Consider the following 19,493-nt stretch of genomic DNA (forward strand, 5'->3'; position numbering starts at 1 on the left):
AAGGAGTTTGGTCTACCCGTACCTCACTGCTTCATGATGCAGGTTGGCCAGGTCAAAGCACTGGCTGTGGAACGCTTCGACAGACGTTACGCTGCCGATCGCAGTTGGATAATGCGCCTTCCCCAAGAAGATTTCTGTCAGGTATTGAATGTTCCGTCAGCACGGAAATACGAGAGCCATGGAGGACCAGGGATCACAGACATCATGAAAACCTTGCTGGGCTCTGCGACACCAGAACAGGATCGCTACCTGTTCATGAAATCTCAGGTCCTGTTCTGGCTGCTGGCAGCCACCGATGGCCATGCAAAGAACTTCTCGGTCTTTATTGAACCGGAAGGGCGTTTTCGCCTGACCCCTTTTTACGACATCCTATCTGTCTATCCAGTGTTTGGTGGCCGAGGCCTCAACCGAAGGGACGCCAAGCTCGCTATGGGCCTAGCAAGCAGCAAGGGAAAGAAGTACTCCATTGAGCAGATATTCCCGCGTCATTTCTTCCAAACGGCAAAAACTGTGGGATTTGAGCGTTCTGCTATGGAAGAGATCCTGACAGAACTGGCCAACTCCGTTGATGATGTTATTGAGCGCGTTACCCAGCAATTGCCAGCAGACTTCCCCGATACCATCAGCAGCACCATTCTAGAGGGCCTAAAAGCCCGCTCAGCCAGGCTGATAAAGGGTTGGGATTAAATTGGCGGTATGTGGGATGACTGCACGGTTAGCCAAACTACCTATGGGGAAACTTGCACGGTTCGAAGAGTAAAGCGGCTTTCTAGGCACCGGACGATGCTATAGTCGGTTCAAAATATGTTCAAAACTCACCTAAAAGGCGGCTTTGACTGCGTGTGGTGGCATCGCGTTGATTCATATGGGAAGGCTGCACGATCGAGAATGGACTATATGGGAACGCTGCACGATGGCAGAAACCCGTGAGCGGCCTCTCAATATGCTGTTTTAGTTACTTTTACCCCAAGTGGCCCCCGAAAAGTCACTAACATATTGAAGATAATAAATTATTTACATTCTGCATCGGCAAGTAAATCCGCGGAGCAGGCAATGAAAAGCCCGGGTTCATCCCGGGCTTTTTTTGTGCGCTTTTCATCCACTGACCTAGAGGCGGCGAAGGCACCACATGAAGTAAGCACCCCCTAACAGGGTGGAGACCAGACCGACGGGCACCTCCTGGGGAAAGAGGATCTGCTGGCCGATCCAGTCCGCCGACACCATCAGCAAAGCACCACAGCCTGCGGCGCCGAGCAGGTGCCAGCGCGCCCTCACCAGCCCCATCAATCTGGCCAGGTGCGGCGCCAGCAGACCGGCAAAGGAGAGCGGGCCTATCACCATGGTGGCACTGGCGGTGAGCACGGCCACCAGCAGCAGGATGGTGAGCTGGGCACGGCCGAGATGGATCCCCAGAGCCGTCGCTACCGCCGGCCCCATGGGCATGAGATCGAGCCAGCGGCTCACCAGCAGGCAGGCTGCCAGCATCAGCAGCGCCAGTACCACCAGGGCAAGGGCCACCGGCTGGGTGACGTAATAGGTGGAGCCGGACATCCAGGAGAGCAGTTGCTGCACCCGCAGGTCGCCGTTGGCCAGGGCGATGGCCTGCAACGGCTCGAACAGCGCCGTGATGGCGATGCCAGACAGCAGTATCCGCTCCGGCTGGAAGCCGTTGCGCCGGTTGATCAGCACCAGCAGCAACAGGCAGGCGAAGGCGCCCACCAGCCCCCCCAGCAGCATCATGGGCAGCGGCAAGGCGGGCAGCAACAGGGCCACCGCAATCACCCCCATGAAGGTGCCACCGCTCACCCCCAGCAGTTCGGGGCTCGCCATAGGGTTGTTGCTGACTCGCTGCAACAGGGTGCCTGCCAGCGCCAGCAACACGCCTGCGGCACCCGCTGCCAGCGTGCGCGGCAAGCGCCACTCCAGCTGGACCTGCCACCGCAGCCAGCTCGGCCAGCCCCAGCCGCCCATTCCCTGCCCAAACAACAGGGAGGCGATCACCGCCGCAGCCAGCCCCAACACCATCAGGCCGACAAGGCGAGTTGGCGCCGGATGGCGGGCCAACTGCAGGGAGGAGTTCGCCTTAGGCGCACTCTGCTTGATACCAAGACGCGGGATCAGCCAGAGCAGCAGCGGCGCCCCCAACAGGGCCGTCATGGCGCCGGTCGGGATCAGCACAGGCCAGAACCGGCTCAGGGTCTGCAGCAGCAGATCGGTGGCCGCCAGCAACAGGGCGCCGAGGATGGGCGCCCACAGCAGCCGCTGGGCCAGTTTTCTGACCCCCAGCAGCCGCACCATGGCGGGCGCCGCCAGCCCGATAAAACCGATCAGCCCCACCACGCTCACCACGCAGGCGGTGATGAACACGGCGAGACCCAGACCAGCCAGGCGCAGATGCTTGAGAGAGACCCCCAGGCTGCGAGCGCTGGCATCGTCCAGCTCCAGCACTGCCAGCGGGCGCACCAGCACCGCCGCCAGCATCGCGGCCAACAGCAACCGTGGCAGCAGATAGCCGACGCCGCTCCAGCTGTTCTGGGCCAGAGATCCGCTCCCCCACACCAGCAACCCTTTGAGATCCTCCTGGAAGAACAGCAGCAATCCCATGCTGATGGCGGCCAGATAGAGGTTTATCACCAGCCCTGCAAAAACGATGACCACGGGATTGAGCTGACGGCGCCAAGCCAGGGCGAAGACCAGCCCCATGGCCAGGCTTCCCCCGGCCATGGCGATCCACTCCCGCCCGATCAGCAGCCAGGAGGGGGCGAGCAGGGTCACCATCATCAGCGCCAGCTGGGCGCCAGAGGCCACCCCCAGGGTGGTGGGCGAGGCCAGGGGATTGCGCAGCACCTGCTGCATCAGGGTACCGGCGAGCCCGAGGGCGGCACCGGCCAGCAGGCAGATGGCAAGGCGCGGCAGCCAGCTGAAATGGACCACCGCCTGGCGGGCATCGTCCAGCTCGGGGGAGAACAGGGCCTGCCACCAGAGCGCCCCCGGCAGTTGACGCGACAGCTCGGCGCAGGCCAGCCCCAGTGTCAGCACCAACAGGCAGAGACCCGGGCGCAGCAGGGGCGAAGAAAGAGAAGAGCTCATTGATTTGATCCCCCGGTTGCTCTGTGGACAGCCTGCTCCCGCAAGGCACCGTCCAGCAGGGTGGCGAAGCGGCGGGCCGCCAATATGCCACCAAAACTCCATGTCGCAGGCAGATGGATCACTGGATTGTTCTGTACCAGCGGGAGATGCTGCCACAATCCAGGCTCCTGAAGTTTTTCACCAACTCCTACGGGCACGGGGTCCACCACCACCAGCCTGGCATCCGGCATCCCGAGAAACTGCTCCAGGCTCGCGACCGAGAATCCCCAGGCATTGGTCTCTCCCTGCCAGGCGTTGCGAAGGCCGAGGCGCTGCATCACTGCCTCGAACAGGCTGCCACGGCCAAACACCCGCACATGGCGCTCATCGATGAATTGCACCACCAGCAAGGGGGGCAGATCGGCGGGCTGCGCCGCCTGCATCTGTGCCAGATCCTGCTCCAGTGCGGCGAGCTGGCGTTCGGCCTCCGCCTCTTTGTTGACCAGGGCGGCTATGGTCAGGGTCGCTTCCCGCAGTCGCAGCCACAGATCGGTGCCCGGTTCATACAGGGCGATGGAGTGCACCGGCGCGATGCGGGAGAGGGTCGGCGCCAGGGGGGCCGCCAGCGGCGAGATGAGAATAAGATCCGGTTTGAGCTCCGCCAACAGTTCCCGGTTGGGCTGGGCACGCAGCCCGATATCGATCACCCCGGCAGGAAGCTGGGGTTCACCGACCCAGGCGCGATAGGGGGCCACATCCCCCACCGCCATCGGGGTGACCCCCAGAGCCAGCAGGGTCTCGGCTATGGTCCAGTCCACTGTGGCGATGCGGGGCGTGGAGCTGGTGGCGCCGGTGGCGGTGACAAGCTGCCCGGCCTCCCCTGCCAGGGGCAGCAGCAGACTGAGCAGACAGGGCGCCATCTTCAATAAACGGTTCAAGAGCGGCCCCCGGTCAGACGATGGCGATGGCGTGGTCATGGGCCGGATGGCGAATGACCTCCATGGGGATGCCATAGATGGCGTTCAGGGTCTCCCCTGTCATGATCTGTTCGGGCTCGCCGTGGGTCAGCAGACGGCCGGAGTGCAGCGCCACCAGCCTATCGCAGAAACGGGAAGCCATGTTGATGTCATGAATGACGATGATGACCCCGAGGTTGAGCTGACGGCTGAGCTGCTTGACGAGCGTGAGCACCTCCACCTGATGGGCCACGTCCAGGGCGGCCAGCGGCTCGTCCAACAGGATGAAACGGCTCTCCTGGGCCAGCAGCATGGCGAGCCAGACTCGCCCCCGCTCACCGCCGGAGAGGGTATCCACCAGCCGATCGGCAAAGCGTTCGGTGTGGGTCAGGGCGATGGCCCGCTCCACCTGACGGTGATCTTCCGCTCCCATCCGGCCCAGCAGGCCGCGCCAGGGGTAGCGCCCCATCTCCACCAGCTCGCGGCCGAGCAGGTTTTCGGCACTCGGCAGGTGCTGGGGCAGATAGGCCACCTGACGGGCAAACTCCCGGTTGCCCCAGGCAGACAACGGCTGGTCATCGAACAGGATCTCCCCGCCGCTGTGGGGTTGCTGGCGCGCCAGCAGCTTGATCAGGGTCGATTTACCCGACCCGTTGTGGCCGATGAGGCCATAGACCCGACCTTGCTCGAAGCGAAGGCTGGTAGGGTGCAGCAGCGTGCGGTCATTGACCGCGAAGCTGGCGGATTTCATCTCGAACATAAGCAATTCCTGTGCTGGCTTGCTGCCAGTCTCATCGATGCCAGCATCAGGCCGGCACCTTGCCATCCAGATGGGCGACCGCATCCCGGCTCACCTGCTCGCGCTGCTCGCCGGTCAGTTCGGTGAGGCGGCCCTGGCGCATCTCCAGCAGGCGATCGGCCAGAGAGAAGTAGTGATCGTCGTGGCTGATGGCGATCACCGTCTTGCCCATCTCCTTGAGACGCGGCAACAGCACCTGATAGAAGATGCGGCGGAACTGGGGATCCTGATCCGCGGCCCACTCGTCGAACAGCATCACCTCCCGCTGCTCTGCCAGGGCCAGCAGCAGGGCGACCCGCTTGCGCTGGCCCTGGGAGAGGTCGATATCGGCGATGAAGCCATCCTCGATGGCAAGCTTGCTGCCCATCTGCAACCGCTCAAGCCACTCGGCGACCAACGCCTCTTTCGGCTCGGGCCCCAGCAAATGCTGGAACAGGTGGTAGTCGGTGAAGATGGCGGAGAAGAGCCCCAGATAGCCGTTGCGATCGGTGACCGGCTCCCCATCCAGCAGGATCCGGCCAGAGACCGGTTGATAGAGCCCGGTCAGCAGCATGGCCAGGGTCGACTTGCCGGAGCCGTTGCCACCGATGAGGAATATCTGCTCCCCCCGCTCGATCACCAGATTGATGGGGCCCACGGAGAAACCGCCCTCCCCCTGATAGTGAAAGCTCACCTGCTCCAGCTCGATGCGCTGCCAGGAGCGAGGCGCAGGCGGCAACGGGAACGCTTCGTCCGGCTCTGCCAGATTGAGGGCAGCTATCTTGTCGAACGCCACCTGGGCGGCGATCAGGGTCGGCAAGGCTCCGATACCTTGCAGCAAGGGAGTGCGCAGGAACAACAGGGTCAGGGCGAAGATGGCGGCCACATTGGTGTTGGCCCAGCCCAGCCCGTTGGCCAGGAAGAAGACCAGGCCGATGGCACCCAGCATCATGATGTTCGACCAGTTCACCGCGCTCAGGTGGTAGGTATCGGCGCGGATGATCTGCTCCCGGTAGTCCCGGGCATTCTGCTCATAGAGCTGGTGGTAGACGAAGTGGGCACGCTCGCGGTTGAGCGCCAGCTCCTTGCTCCCGGCGATGATGGACTGGTAGTTCTGGTAGAGCCTGTCTTCGGCCTGGCGCATGTGCGCCAGGTGGCGATAGACCCGGTTCACCAGCAGCCAGCCCACCACCATGGTCACGGTGACCCAGAGGGCGGTAACACCGAGCAAGGCGGGAGAGAGCAGGCCAAGGTAGATGATGGAGCCCAGAGTGAGCACCAGGCCCTGTACCAGTTCCGGCAGGCGCACGAAGGCGATGGTGATCTGACCGATGTCGCTGGAAAGGGAGGCCAGGAGCGGCCCCTGCCCTATTTGACGCAGACGGGCGACGTCGGTATCCAGCAGTTGCTTGAGCAGGCGGCCACGCAACCGGTAGACGAAATGGTGACCCAGGGTGGTCAGGGCCAGTTGGGATCCGAGCGTGATCACCAGCAGCAGCAAGACAAGGCCGACAAGCTGACCCAGGATCGGCAGCGGATCCCCGACTGATTCGATAAGTGATTGATTGATGAAGGCAATGACGCCTATCCCGCTGACAGCACTCAGCAGGCTGAGCAGGGTAATGGCGATGAAGGGCCAACGGTATTGGCGATAAACCAGTGACAAGAGTTCCATGACAGGCCTGTAGATGAATGGAAGGAGGGCGGGAGCCTTCGCCCCCGCCCGGCCTGTCGCTTACCAGCGGTAGTTGACGGTGCCGACTATGCTGCGCGGCTCGCCGTAGTAGCAGTAGTAGTCGCAGCTCGCCACATAGGTGTCGTTCAGCAGGTTGTTGACGTTGATCTGGGCACGCCAGTTCTTGGCAAAGTCATACCCGATCATCGCATCCCATACGGTGTGTGCCGGTACCTGGGCGGAACCATAGATGGGGGTGTAGTCCGCATTCACCGCGCCGATGCCGACGCTGGAACCCACATAGCGCACGCCGGAACCCAGCTCAAGACCGGATACCGGGCCCTGCTGCACCTTGTAGTTGCCCCAGAAGGAGGCCTGGTGGCGCGGGATCAGGCTCGCACGACGATCGCCGTTGCCGGTGTCGTTGGTCTTGGCATCGGTATAGGTATAGGCAGCGGTCAGGCGCAACGCCTCGGTGGCCTGCACGCTCCCTTCCAGCTCGACCCCCTGGGAGGTCACTTCACCGGCCTGGGTCTGCTGGCCGGAGCCGGTAGAGACCAGGGAGTTGGTCTGCTCCAGATCGAACAGCGCCAGGTTGATGTAGCCATCGAGGAAGCTGGGTGCGTACTTGACCCCGGTCTCGTAGAGCTTGCCTTCCAGCGGCTTGTAGGAGTTGCCGGTGTTGGGGTCTATCCCCGGCAGCACTTCGAAGGATTCCGCATAGGCGAAGTAAGGGGAGAGACCGTTGTCGGCCAGGTACATCAGGCTGCCGGAGAGAGAGAGGTTGTCGTCGTACTGTTTCTCGTTCTTGCTCTTGGCTTCGCTGATGTTGTGGGTTTCCACGTAATCGAAACGACCGCCCGCGGTCAGCAGCCAGCGATCATCCCAGCGGATCTGGTGCTGGGCATAGAGGCCGCTCTGACCCTTGGTGCTCTTCTGATGGGTCGCAGTGGATTCATCAAAACCGGGGAAACCGCTGTAATCCGGGTTCATGGTGTTGATGGCGCCCATGCCATAGTTGTCGGCTTCCTGGCCTTCATTCACATGGCGCTGCAGATCCACCCCCAGCAGCAGGGTCTGCTCCGTGCTATCGGTGTTCCAGTAGCCCACCATCTGGTTGTCCATGGTGGCGCTCTTGGTATCCCCATCCCGGTAGACCAGGCCGCGGTAGGCGGTGGTGCCTTCATAGGTCGGGAAGATATAGGTCTGGCGCAGCAGCAGATCGTTGTAGTTGAAGCGAACGTTCTGCTTGAACTCCCAGGTCTGGTTGAGCTGGTGGGCCAGCTCGTACCCGGCGGAGATCTGGGTATTGCGATTGCGATCGTAATCCGGCTGGCTCAGGTTGGTGGAGGGATCGATCTGGCCGCCGGAGGTATTCAGGGTGCCGTAAACCGGGAAGAAGCCGTTGGTCGGCACCCCTTCATCGTGCTTGAAGCTGGAGAGCAGCGTCAGCGTGGTGCGATCCGAAATATCCAGGGTCACGCTCGGCGCCAGATAGGCGCGCTCGTTGTAGGTGCCATCCAGCACGCCGTCCCGCTCGTTGTAGAGGGCCACCAGACGATAACGGCTGTTGTCGGTAAGGGTGTCGGAGACATCCACCCCGACCTGGCGCAGATCCCGGTTGCCCAGTTGCAGGTTCACCAGTCCCTGCGGGGTCGCGGTCGGACGCTTGCTGATGGCATTGATGACGCCTCCGGGAGGGGCTTCGCCATACAGAATGGAGGCCGGGCCTTTGAGCACTTCCACGCTCTCAAGGCCGAAGGGTTCCGGGGTCCAGACATAGTAACCGGTGCTGAACAGGCGGTTGCCATCCAGGTAAGAAGCCGCATCGAAGCCACGCACCTTGAACCAGTCCGCGTCCGTGTCCGAACCGTAGGACTGGGACAGGACGCCGGAGCGATAGCGCAGGGACTCGTCGAGCTTGAGTACGGCGTGCTGGTCCAGCTCTTCGCGATTGACCACGGAGACGGCACGGGGGGTCTCTGCCATGGGGACCTCGACCTTCATGGCGGTCCCGGTCACGACCATGGTTTCGCCCGCCTTGGGCAACTCTTTATCCGCCTGTTCCGCCGCCAACACGGGCAGGGACGCCAGCAGACAGGAGAGCGGCAGCAGCTGTGCGCCTCTCTTTCGCATCACGGCATTCGGGGTATTTTTTTGCGCAATCATATAAGTGTCTCAAATATCAATAAGTTATGTTTGATTTCTTATTATGGGTGCCCAATTGGACCGGTCAGCCCGGCGCCTCAGGCGAATAAAGCAGCGCCATGCTACTACAGGTGCCGTGATCGAATCGATTCAATAATTGCTAATCATTTGCATCTGCATTGTTAATTGATGTTTTGAAGTGTCGTTTGACAACGAAAGGTGCGATGAGGTCGCAACAGGCGGAAAGAAGGCGCCACAACGGCTACGAGACCGGTTTTGGCTGCAAAAAAGTGGACAGGATCCTTATCCCCAAGCTTTATCCATATTTATCCACATGCTTTGGCGGTAAGATCCCCCCTCTTCACTTTTTCGATGACATCAGGATCCATTCCATGGCCAAACTCAACCTCGTCGTCGGCTCCATGCTGGGGGCCTCCGAATATGTCGCAGATCATGTGGTCGGCCTGCTTGAACAGGCGGGCCACCAGGCGGAGATCCACAACCCCGCCAGCCTGGCCAGGATCCTGACCGAACCAGAAGCAATCGTGCTGGTGGTCACTTCCACCCATGGTGCGGGGGACGTACCCGACAATCTGCAGCCCTTTGCCCGGGATCTTGCCGAACTGCAGCCGGATCTCGCCGCCTTCCAGTACGGAGTGATCGCCCTGGGGGATCGCAGTTATGACACCTTCTGCCAGGGCGGCAAGACGCTGGATCGGCTGCTGGCCGGGTGCGGTGCCAGCCGACTGGGGGATCTCCTGGAAATAGACGTGACCCAGCACGAGATCCCCGAAGATGCCGCAGAAACCTGGATCCACGACTGGATGACCTTGATCGGCTGATCAGGGCCAGGGAGATCCGGTCACGACCCCCGATCTCCCTGGTTATCCCCAGATCCCTATCCACCAGGTTATTAACAGAGGGATCCGGATAAGTTTTTCCCGAGAGCTCCCCACATGAGCTCGGATAATTGTGTATAACTTAGGTGCTAAGCTCTGTAAAACATATAGTTATTCATGTATTAGATCTTGCCAACCATGTCTCTGTGTATAAAAACCCATGTTATCCCCCCGTTCGCCCCCTCTGGATCCAAGCTTTTCCACAAGCAGCGATCGACCTTAACCGAATGATCTTTATGATCAAAAGTGCCTTATCAACAGAAGTCGTGGATCCTAATAAAAGATCCAATAAAAGATCGATCTAAAGATCCTTAAGATCTATTTAACCGATCCCTGATCCATACTGATCCTGAAGTAGACGTTTCCCTCCGGATGCTAAACAGATAGAATGATCCGCCCTTCAGACCAGGCAAACAAAGATCTTCAGGCGTGCAGATCAAGGTGATCCCCAATGCAATACCATGAACAATTTGATGTGATCGTCGTCGGTGGCGGTCATGCAGGAACCGAAGCAGCAACAGCGGCAGCCCGCATGGGTCTCAATACCCTGTTACTCACCCACAACATAGATACGCTGGGGCATATGTCCTGCAATCCGGCGATCGGCGGGATCGGCAAGGGACACCTGGTCAAGGAAGTCGACGCCCTGGGCGGGATCATGGCGCAGGCCATCGATCTCGGCGGGATCCAGTTTCGCACGCTCAACTCTTCCAAGGGCCCTGCGGTGCGGGCTACCCGTGCCCAGGCGGATCGCCTGCTGTACAAGGCTGTGGTGCGTCAGACCCTGGAGAACTACCCGAACCTGAAGATCTTCCAGCAGGCCTGCGACGATCTGGTCATGGACGGGGATCGCGTCGCCGGGGTCGTTACTCAGAGCGGGATCCGCATCAGCGGCAAGACGGTCGTACTGACCGTTGGCACCTTCCTCAATGGTCTGATCCACATCGGCATGGAGAACTACAAAGGGGGCCGCGCCGGGGATCCTCCCTCGATCGCCCTCGCTCAGCGCCTGCGTGAAATGCCGCTGCGCATCGATCGCCTCAAGACGGGCACGCCACCACGCATCGATGCACGCACCGTCGATTTTTCCGTGATGCAGCAGCAACATGGCGACGATCCTCGCCCGGTCTTCTCCTTCATCGGTAACGCCAACCAGCATCCGCGCCAGATGCCTTGCTACGTGACCCATACCAATGAGCAGACCCACGAGGTGATCCGCAACAACCTGGATCGCAGCCCCATGTACGCCGGAGTGATCGAGGGGATAGGCCCGCGCTACTGCCCGTCGATCGAGGACAAGATCACCCGCTTTGCCGACAAGACGGCGCACCAGATCTTCGTCGAGCCGGAAGGACTGACCACCCACGAGCTCTACCCGAACGGGATCTCCACCAGCCTGCCGTTCGACGTGCAGGTGCAGATCGTCCGCTCGATCCGTGGCTTCGAGAATGCCCATATCACTCGCCCTGGCTACGCCATCGAGTACGATTTCTTCGATCCGCGGGATCTCAAGGCCAACATGGAGAGCAAGTGCATCGAGAACCTCTTCTTCGCCGGCCAGATCAACGGCACTACCGGCTATGAAGAGGCCGCTGCCCAGGGCCTGATGGCCGGTCTGAACGCGGGCTTGCGCGCTCAGGGCAAGGAAGCCTGGCACCCACGCCGGGATCAAGCCTACATGGGCGTGATGATGGACGATCTCTCCACCCTGGGGACCCGCGAGCCCTATCGCATGTTCACCAGCCGTGCCGAATATCGCCTGCTGCTGCGGGAAGACAATGCGGATCTGCGCCTGACCGCCATCGGCCGCGAGCTGGGTCTGGTGGATGATCATCGCTGGAGCCTGTTCAATGCCAAGGTGGAACAGGTGGAGCAGGAACGTCAGCGCATGCGCTCGACCTGGATCCATCCGCAGCATCCGTCTCTGGAGGCCGTCAACGCCCTGGTCAACACTCCCCTGACCCGGGAGCAGAGCCTGGAAGAGCTGTTGCGTCGCCCCGAGGTGACCTACGATGCCCTGATGGCCATCGAGGGTGTGGGGCCTGCATTGACCGATGCGGCTGCCGCGGATCAGGTGGAGATCCAGATCAAGTACGCCGGTTATATCGAGCGTCAGCACGACGAGGTGGAGAAACAGCTGCGCAACGAAAACACCCTGCTGCCGCTGGACATGAACTACCGCGACGTGAACGGTCTCTCCAACGAGGTGATCGCCAAGCTCAACGATGCCAAGCCAGAGACCATTGGTCAGGCGTCCCGCATCTCCGGCATCACCCCTGCCGCCATCTCCATCTTGCTGGTGCACCTGAAGAAACACGGCCTGCTGCGTAAAACCGCCTGAGGAATTCCCCGTTGGACAACATGCTGCAAAGATTGAACGGCCTGCTCATGCAGGCCGGAATTGTTATCACCGAAACCCAGAAGACCCAGTTGGTGCAGTTGGTCGAGTTGCTGCACAAGTGGAACAAGGCTTACAATCTCACCTCGGTGCGAGATCCGGACGCCATGCTGGTCAAGCATATCCTCGACAGCCTGGTGGTGAGTCCTCACCTGCACGGTGAACGCTTCATCGATGTGGGAACGGGTCCGGGTCTGCCCGGACTGCCGCTGGCCATCATCAATCCGGACAAACAGTTCGTGCTGCTCGACAGCCTGGGCAAGCGGATCAACTTCATCCGCCAGGTGATCCTGGAGCTGGGGTTGACCAATGTGACCCCCGTCAAATCCCGGGTGGAGGAGTATCAAACCGAGACCGGATTTGATGGTGTACTGAGCCGGGCTTTCGCCTCCCTGGAGGACATGCTGAGCTGGTGTCATCATCTGCCGTCACCCGAGGGCAGCTTCCTGGCGCTCAAGGGACAATACCCCGAGCAGGAACTGGCACAGCTGCCTGCCAGCATTCGCCTGGTTGCCACCCACAAGCTGGTGGTGCCGGAACTGGAAGGCGAACGCCATCTGCTGGAGTTTAAAGCCATCCAGCCCGAATAGGGCCGCCGCATTCATTTAGGGGACAGTGTGGGAAAAGTCATTGCCATAGCCAACCAGAAAGGTGGAGTGGGTAAAACCACCACCTGCGTGAATCTGGCCGCCTCCATGGCCGCTACCCGGCGCAAGGTGCTGGTGATCGATCTGGATCCGCAGGGCAATGCCACCATGGGCAGTGGCGTCGACAAGTACGATGTCGAACGCACTGCCTATGAACTGTTGATCGAAGATGCCCCCATCGGCGAGGTGATCATCCCCGAAACCTCGGGAGGCTATCACCTGATCGCCGCCAATGCCGACGTGACCGCGGCAGAAATCCGCCTGATGGAGTTTTTTGCCCGCGAGATCCGCCTGCGCAACGCCCTGGCCTCGGTCAGGGACAAGTACGACTACGTCTTCATCGACTGCCCGCCTTCTCTCAACATGCTGACGGTGAACGCCATGGCCGCCGCCGACTCCGTGCTGGTGCCCATGCAGTGCGAATACTATGCGCTGGAAGGGCTGACCGCCCTGGTGGACACCATCAGCAAGCTGGCAGCCGTGGTCAATCCGGAGCTGAAGATCGAAGGGGTGCTGCGCACCATGTTCGATCATCGCAACCGGCTGGCCAATGATGTGTCCGATCAGCTGAAACAGCATTTCGGGGACAAGGTCTATCGCACCATCATTCCCCGCAACGTAAGACTGGCGGAGGCGCCGAGCTTTGGCGCGCCAGCCATGCACTATGACAAATCATCGGTGGGGGCCAAGGCCTATCTGGCCCTGGCTGGCGAGATCCTGCGCCGCCAGGAACAGGAGTCCCAGCCGCTCACCGCAGATCGAGAGAGCATATGACGCCGAAGAAACGTGGGCTGGGCAAGGGGCTGGACGCCCTGCTCAGCACCAGCACGGCCGCCCGCCAGAAACAGGTGATGAGCGACCAGCGCACCGAACAGGCCATGGCCCCGACCAATCAGGGGGAATTGCGCAAGCTGCCGGTGGAGTGGTTGCAGTCCGGCAAATACCAACCGCGCAAGGACATGTCCCAGGATGCGCTGGAGGAGCTGGCCAACTCCATCCGTGCACAAGGGGTGATCCAGCCCATCGTGGTTCGCTCCATCGGTGAAAACCGTTTCGAAATCATTGCTGGTGAACGCCGCTGGCGCGCCTCCCAGCTGGCCCGTCTCGAAGTGGTGCCCTGCCTGGTCAAGGATGTCGCCGACGAGGCGGCCGTCGCCATCGCACTCATCGAGAACATCCAGCGTGAAGATCTCAACGCCATCGAGGAGGCCGTCGCCCTCCAGCGCCTGCTGACGGAGTTCGAACTGACTCACCAGCAGGTTGCCGAGGCGGTAGGCAAGTCCCGCACCACGGTCACCAACCTGCTGCGTCTCAACCAGCTCAACGAGGACGTGAAGCGCTTCGTGGAGCACGGCGACCTCGACATGGGGCATGCCCGTGCCCTGCTGGCCCTGAGCGGCCAGGCCCAGTCAGAGCTGGCCAAACTGGTGGCCCAGAAGGGGCTGACAGTGCGAGATACCGAGAAGCTGGTGCAAAAAGCACTGGAACCGGCAAAAACCAGGGTTGAACCCGTCCGCGATCCGCAGTTTGGTTATCTCGAGCGCCAGATTTCTGAAAAAATTGGCAATCAGGTGCAACTTCAGCCGGGCAAGAAAGATAGCGGCAAGTTAGTAATAAGTTACGATAACTTGGCAGATTTGGACCGGGTATTGGGCTATTTTGGCCTGTCAGAATCGTGATTTTTACGCTTTTTGTAGTAATAAAACATCCATTACTTTCGATATGAACATAACCTTAATTTCGCGCGGAAAGCCGCAAAAATTAAGGATTTTTGCCATGTTGCAATAGCCGTCTTCACGGGTATAATTTGACCGGCTTTTCGAGCTGTGAACCTGGGGTCTTCGGATCCCGATTTTTTACAGTTCTGTAATGTTCAGGGGTAGGTTGGTGAAGCAGAAAATAGCCTTGGAAGGTTTGACGCTGGCCTTGGCTATGCTCGTTTGTCAGCTGGTCCTGATCCTGGCGATCGCCACCGTCTGGTTTTATCAGGCGGGAAAGTTCGCCGGACAATCCTCTCTCTACGGAGGGGGGATGTACTGGGTTCCTCAAGCCCTGTTCACGCTCTGGGTTCTGCGCCGCAAGGTGACGAAAGAGAGCGTAGGCCTGGTTTTGCGGGACTTTTATGGTGGGGCAGGGATTAAGCTCATTACTACAACAGGACTTTTCGCCCTGCTGTTTGGCGCCGGGATTGAGGTCGACACCGCCTCGTTCTTCGCCACTTATATCCTCGCCCTCGTTGTACAGTGGATAGTTTCATTCACGCTTAACAACCACTATTAGGAAAACTCATGTCTGCAACCGGAGAAGTCCTGACTCCTCAGGGATATATCTCCCACCACCTGACCCACCTGCAAGTAGGGTCCGGGTTCTGGACGGTGAATATCGATTCCATGATATTTTCCGTCGTGCTAGGCGCCCTGTTTATCTGGTTGTTCCGCAAGGTTGCCGTCAAGGCCACCAGCGGTGTGCCCGGTAAGCTGCAGTGCTTTGTGGAGATGCTGGTCGAGTTTGTGAATGGTAACGTCAAGGACATCTTTCATGGTCGCAACAAGGTCATCGCACCTTTGGCCCTGACGGTGTTCGTGTGGATCTTCCTGATGAACTTCATGGACCTGATCCCCGTTGACTTTATCCCTCACGCTGCACAGTTGATGGGTGTTCCCTATCTGCGTGTGGTTCCCTCTGCTGACGTTAACATCACCATGTCCATGGCTTTGGGCGTGTTCTTCTTGATCCTGTACTACAGCATCAAGGTCAAGGGTATCAGCGGGTTCGTGAAGGAGCTGACGCTTCAGCCTTTCAACCACCCTGCTGCCATCCCGGTTAACTTCATCCTTGAAACCGTCACGTTGATTTCCAAGCCTGTTTCATTGGGTCTGCGACTGTTCGGCAACATGTATGCTGGCGAACTGATCTTCATCCTGATTGCGGGTTTGTTACCCTGGTGGTCACAGTGGATCCTGTCCGTGCCTTGGGCAATCTTCCACATCCTGATCATCACTTTGCAGGCGTTTATCTTCATGGTTCTGACCATCGTCTATCTGTCGATGGCGCAGGAAGACCATGGTTGATGCAACTCAAATAATCCTTTTTATACAATCAATTACATCTAAATAAATGGAGATCCTCATGGAAAACTTGAACATGGACCTGCTGTACATCGCTGCTGCAATGATGATGGGTCTGGCGGCTATCGGCGCCTCCATCGGTATCGGTATCCTGGGTGGCAAGTTCCTGGAAGGTGCAGCTCGTCAACCTGACCTGATCCCTGTTCTGCGTACCCAGTTCTTCATCGTGATGGGTCTGGTGGATGCGATCCCGATGATCGCCGTTGGTCTGGGTCTGTATGTGATGTTTGCGGTTGCCTAAGTCATTACGACTCACGCAGAACCCATTAACTAACTAAAGAGGACATCGGCTGTGAATATCAACGCCACCCTCCTCGGCCAAGCAGTTGCTTTTTTCATCTTCGTAGTGTTTTGCATGAAGTACGTATGGCCGCCGCTGATGGCTGCCATCGAAGCCCGTCAGAAAGAAATCGCTGACGGCCTCTCTTCTGCAGAACGTGCCAAGAAAGATCTGGAGCTGGCCAAGGCCAACGCCACCGATCAGCTGAAAGAAGCCAAGCTTCAGGCTGCTGAAATCATCGATCAGGCCAACAAACGCAAGGCCCAGATCATTGATGAGGCCGCTGTCGGAGCCCAAGCTGAGCGGGAGAAAATCCTGGCTCAGGGCCGTGCAGAGATCGAAGCTGAACGTCATCGTGCCAAAGAAGAACTGCGCAAGCAGGTTGCTGCTCTTGCCATCGCGGGTGCAGAGAAGATCCTGGCACGCCAAATCGACCAGGCTGCCAACAGCGACATCGTCGACAAACTGGTAGCAGAACTGTAACGGGAACGGGGCTATGTCTGAACTGACTACAATCGCTCGCCCCTACGCCAAGGCTGCTTTCGAGTTTGCCGTTGAGCACAAGGCGGTTGACCAATGGCTGGAGATGCTCGATTTCGCCGCTCAGGTGGCAGAAAACGAGACCATGCACAGCCTGGTAAACGGCTCCGTTGCTGCCGAAGAACTGGCAAAGCTGTTTGTCGGTGTCTGCGGTGAGCAGCTCAACGAGCACGGTCAGAACCTGATCCGGGTGATGGCCGAGAATGGTCGCTTGGGTGTGCTGCCGGCGGTCGTTGCCGAATTCGTCGCGCTCAAGGCTGAACTGGACAAAGAAGTTCAGGCTGACGTGATTTCGGCGATCGAACTGACCGACCAGCAGAAAGCCAATATTCAGGCTTCTCTGGAACAACGTCTCGCGCGCAAAGTGAAGCTGAATTGCAGCACAGATGCGTCCTTGATGGCCGGGGTGCTCATCAAGGCCGGTGATCTCGTTATCGACGGCACGGTCCGCGGTAAGCTGGATCGCATGGCCGATGCGCTGCAATCTTGATTGGGGTATTAGAGCATGCAACTGAATTCCACTGAAATCGCCGAGCTGATCAAGCAGCGCATTGCGCAGTTTGATGTCAAAAGCGAAGCGCGTAACGAAGGTACCATCGTTTCTGTAAGCGACGGCATCATTCGTATCCACGGTCTGGCCGATGCCATGCAGGGTGAGATGATCGAGCTGCCGGGCAACCGCTTCGCTCTGGCATTGAACCTGGAGCGTGACTCCGTTGGTGCCGTAGTAATGGGCCCCTATGCCGATCTGGCCGAAGGGATGAAGGTAAAGGGTACCGGCCGCATTCTGGAAGTGCCGGTCGGTCGTGGTCTGTTGGGCCGGGTGGTCAACACCCTGGGTCAGCCGATCGACGGTAAGGGTCCGGTAGACAACGACGGCTTCTCGCCGATCGAAGTGATCGCCCCGGGCGTTATCGAGCGTAAGTCTGTTGACCAGCCAGTCCAGACCGGTCTGAAAGCCATCGATGCCATGATCCCTATCGGTCGTGGCCAGCGTGAGCTGATCATCGGTGACCGCCAGGTTGGTAAGACCGCCATCGCCATCGACACCATCATCAACCAGAAAGATTCCGGCATTAAGTGCGTCTACGTTGCGATCGGCCAGAAGGCCTCCACCATCGCCAACGTGGTGCGCAAGCTGGAAGAGCACGGCGCCCTGGCCAACACCATCGTGGTCGTGGCTTCTGCCTCCGAAGCGGCTGCTCTGCAGTACCTGGCTCCCTACGCCGGTTGCTCCATGGGCGAGTACTTCCGTGACCGCGGCGAAGACGCACTGATCATCTATGATGACCTGTCCAAGCAGGCCGTTGCCTATCGCCAGATCTCCCTGCTGCTGCGCCGTCCGCCTGGACGTGAAGCTTACCCGGGTGACGTCTTCTATCTGCACTCCCGTCTGCTGGAGCGTGCTGCTCGCGTCAACGCCGAGTACGTAGAGAAGTTCACCAACGGTGCCGTGAAAGGCCAGACCGGTTCCCTGACCGCCCTGCCGATCATCGAAACCCAGGCCGGTGACGTCTCCGCGTTCGTTCCGACCAACGTGATCTCCATCACCGACGGCCAGATCTTCCTGACCTCCCAGCTGTTCAACTCCGGTATTCGTCCGGCGGTTGACCCGGGTATCTCCGTATCCCGTGTGGGCGGTGCTGCTCAGACCAAGATCGTCAAGAAGCTGTCCGGTGGTATCCGTACCGCGCTGGCCCAGTACCGCGAACTGGCGGCATTTGCCCAGTTCTCTTCCGACTTGGACGATGCTACTCGCAAGCAGCTGGATCACGGTCAGAAAGTCACCGAGCTGATGAAGCAGAAGCAGTACTCTCCGATGAGCGTGGCCCAGCAGTCCCTGGTGCTGTTCGCCGCCGAGAAGGGTTATCTCGCCGATGTCGAACTGAGCAAGATCGTCGACTTCGAAGCCGCTCTGCTCTCTTACGCCAATACCCAGCATGCCGAGCTGATGGCTGAAATCAATGCCAAGGCCGACTACAACGACACGATCGTTGGCAAGCTGACTGCGTTGCTGGATGACTTCAAGGCAACCCAGACCTGGTAAGCGTGTGTGGCAGCGCAAGCTGCCACCTGATGGAGAGAAGAGATGGCCGGCGCAAAAGAGATACGTAACAAGATCGGGAGTGTGAAGAACACTCAGAAGATCACCAGCGCTATGGAAATGGTGGCAGCGAGCAAGATGCGCCGTGCGCAGGAACGCATGTCTGCCAGCCGTCCGTACGCTGAAACCATGCGCAAGGTGATCGGCCATATCGCTCAGGGGAACTTGGAATACAAGCACCCCTACCTCATCGAACGTGAGGTGAAGCGAGTGGGTTACATCGTCGTCTCCACCGACCGTGGCCTGTGTGGTGGTCTGAACATCAACCTGTTCAAGGCTGCCCTCAATGATATGAAGCAATGGAGCGCGAAAGGTGCCAAGGTTGACCTGGCATTGATCGGTAACAAGGCCTCCAACTTCTTTGAACGGCACGGCGCCAAGGTGAAGGCCCACGTCTCCGGACTGGGTGACAACCCGAGCGTCAATGACCTGATCGGTTCAGTGAAGGTCATGCTGAAGGCTTACGACAACGGTGAGATTGACAGGCTGTATCTGGTGTACAACAAGTTCGTCAACACCATGGTTCAGCAACCAAAAGTCGATCAACTGCTGCCTTTGCCCGTAACAGAAGACAGCAAGCTCGCCAAGAAGCACCACTGGGACTACCTCTATGAGCCGGATCCCAAGCAACTGCTGGATACCCTGCTGATTCGCTACGTCGAATCCCAGGTCTACCAGGGTGTGGTAGAAAACTTGGCAAGTGAACAGGCAGCCCGAATGGTTGCCATGCAAGCCGCGACTGACAACGCCGGCAACCTGATTAACGATCTGCAACTGGTATACAACAAGGCCCGTCAGGCCAGTATTACCCAGGAGCTCACAGAGATCGTTTCCGGTGCTGCTGCGGTGTAAGGCAAGGGTTATCAAAGGT

18 protein-coding genes are annotated in these 19,493 nt (G+C 59.3%); 13 read left to right on the top strand and 5 right to left on the bottom strand.

The annotated features are described in order from the left end of the window. Positions 1-687 (top strand): HipA domain-containing protein (locus AB5Y80_RS00125; protein ID WP_368172373.1); only part of this gene is annotated, 687 nt, incomplete at its 5' end. A gap of 420 nt (positions 688-1,107) precedes the next feature. On the opposite strand, the gene fhuB is transcribed toward AB5Y80_RS00125, so the two are convergent. The 5 genes from fhuB to AB5Y80_RS00150 are packed head-to-tail and all read right to left on the bottom strand — an operon-like array spanning position 1,108 to position 8,647. Next, complete coding sequence (gene fhuB / locus AB5Y80_RS00130) at positions 1,108-3,090, bottom strand: Fe(3+)-hydroxamate ABC transporter permease FhuB (RefSeq protein WP_368172374.1); 1,983 nt, start codon at positions 3,088-3,090, stop codon at positions 1,108-1,110. Further along, complete coding sequence (locus tag AB5Y80_RS00135; RefSeq protein ID WP_323882208.1) at positions 3,087-3,989, bottom strand: ABC transporter substrate-binding protein; 903 nt, start codon at positions 3,987-3,989, stop codon at positions 3,087-3,089. The genes fhuB and AB5Y80_RS00135 overlap by 4 nt, the downstream gene beginning before the upstream one ends. Positions 3,990-4,020: 31 nt before the next feature. Continuing rightward, the gene (locus tag AB5Y80_RS00140) at positions 4,021-4,785 is read right to left on the bottom strand and encodes an ATP-binding cassette domain-containing protein (protein WP_010672275.1); all 765 of its coding nucleotides are present in this window, start codon (positions 4,783-4,785) and stop codon (positions 4,021-4,023) included. A 46-nt stretch (positions 4,786-4,831) separates the two neighbouring features. Then, a complete protein-coding gene (locus tag AB5Y80_RS00145) occupies positions 4,832-6,478 on the bottom strand; it encodes a multidrug ABC transporter permease/ATP-binding protein (protein ID WP_368172375.1) in 1,647 nt (548 codons plus the stop codon). Between the two features lie 60 nt (positions 6,479-6,538). Continuing rightward, complete coding sequence (locus tag AB5Y80_RS00150; protein WP_029313364.1) at positions 6,539-8,647, bottom strand: TonB-dependent siderophore receptor; 2,109 nt, start codon at positions 8,645-8,647, stop codon at positions 6,539-6,541. Between the two features lie 371 nt (positions 8,648-9,018). On the opposite strand from AB5Y80_RS00150, the gene mioC reads away from it, so the two are divergent. The 12 genes from mioC (at position 9,019) to atpG (ending at position 19,474) form a co-directional block, all read left to right on the top strand. Then, positions 9,019-9,468: an FMN-binding protein MioC gene (gene mioC / locus AB5Y80_RS00155; protein ID WP_368172376.1), complete on the top strand. Its 450-nt coding sequence runs from the start codon at positions 9,019-9,021 to the stop codon at positions 9,466-9,468. A 508-nt stretch (positions 9,469-9,976) separates the two neighbouring features. Next, positions 9,977-11,866, top strand: coding sequence for a tRNA uridine-5-carboxymethylaminomethyl(34) synthesis enzyme MnmG (gene mnmG / locus AB5Y80_RS00160; RefSeq protein WP_113069303.1), 1,890 nt, complete (start codon positions 9,977-9,979; stop codon positions 11,864-11,866). A gap of 20 nt (positions 11,867-11,886) precedes the next feature. Then, positions 11,887-12,513 carry a 16S rRNA (guanine(527)-N(7))-methyltransferase RsmG gene (gene rsmG, locus AB5Y80_RS00165; RefSeq protein WP_323940317.1) on the top strand — a complete coding sequence of 209 codons (627 nt, stop codon included), beginning with the start codon at positions 11,887-11,889 and terminating at the stop codon, positions 12,511-12,513. A gap of 27 nt (positions 12,514-12,540) precedes the next feature. After that, the gene (locus AB5Y80_RS00170) at positions 12,541-13,344 is read left to right on the top strand and encodes a ParA family protein (RefSeq protein ID WP_029313362.1); all 804 of its coding nucleotides are present in this window, start codon (positions 12,541-12,543) and stop codon (positions 13,342-13,344) included. After that, entirely contained in the window at positions 13,341-14,249 is a 909-nt protein-coding gene (locus AB5Y80_RS00175) for a ParB/RepB/Spo0J family partition protein (RefSeq protein WP_010672268.1), read from the top strand. The genes AB5Y80_RS00170 and AB5Y80_RS00175 overlap by 4 nt, the downstream gene beginning before the upstream one ends. A 190-nt stretch (positions 14,250-14,439) precedes the next feature. After that, the gene (locus AB5Y80_RS00180) at positions 14,440-14,850 is read left to right on the top strand and encodes an ATP synthase subunit I (RefSeq protein WP_048209371.1); all 411 of its coding nucleotides are present in this window, start codon (positions 14,440-14,442) and stop codon (positions 14,848-14,850) included. An 8-nt stretch (positions 14,851-14,858) separates the two neighbouring features. Continuing rightward, the gene (atpB, locus tag AB5Y80_RS00185) at positions 14,859-15,641 is read left to right on the top strand and encodes a F0F1 ATP synthase subunit A (protein WP_010672266.1); all 783 of its coding nucleotides are present in this window, start codon (positions 14,859-14,861) and stop codon (positions 15,639-15,641) included. Positions 15,642-15,699: 58 nt separating this feature from the next. Then, the gene (gene atpE, locus AB5Y80_RS00190) at positions 15,700-15,939 is read left to right on the top strand and encodes a F0F1 ATP synthase subunit C (protein WP_010672265.1); all 240 of its coding nucleotides are present in this window, start codon (positions 15,700-15,702) and stop codon (positions 15,937-15,939) included. 51 nt (positions 15,940-15,990) lie between these two features. Next, positions 15,991-16,461, top strand: a complete 471-nt coding sequence (gene atpF, locus AB5Y80_RS00195) for a F0F1 ATP synthase subunit B (RefSeq protein WP_010672264.1) — start codon at positions 15,991-15,993, stop codon at positions 16,459-16,461. A 13-nt stretch (positions 16,462-16,474) separates the two neighbouring features. Beyond that, the gene (gene atpH / locus AB5Y80_RS00200) at positions 16,475-17,008 is read left to right on the top strand and encodes a F0F1 ATP synthase subunit delta (RefSeq protein ID WP_010672263.1); all 534 of its coding nucleotides are present in this window, start codon (positions 16,475-16,477) and stop codon (positions 17,006-17,008) included. A 15-nt stretch (positions 17,009-17,023) separates the two neighbouring features. Further along, a complete protein-coding gene (gene atpA / locus AB5Y80_RS00205; protein ID WP_041214174.1) occupies positions 17,024-18,565 on the top strand; it encodes a F0F1 ATP synthase subunit alpha in 1,542 nt (513 codons plus the stop codon). Positions 18,566-18,607: 42 nt separating this feature from the next. Next, positions 18,608-19,474 (top strand): F0F1 ATP synthase subunit gamma, encoded by an 867-nt coding sequence (atpG, locus tag AB5Y80_RS00210; RefSeq protein ID WP_010672261.1) that lies wholly within the window; start codon positions 18,608-18,610, stop codon positions 19,472-19,474. The last annotated feature ends 19 nt before the right edge of the window (positions 19,475-19,493 follow it).

The sequence above is a fragment of the Aeromonas sp. R2-1 genome (genome assembly GCF_040908425.1).
GTDB classification, from domain to species: Bacteria; Pseudomonadota; Gammaproteobacteria; order Enterobacterales; family Aeromonadaceae; genus Aeromonas; species Aeromonas caviae.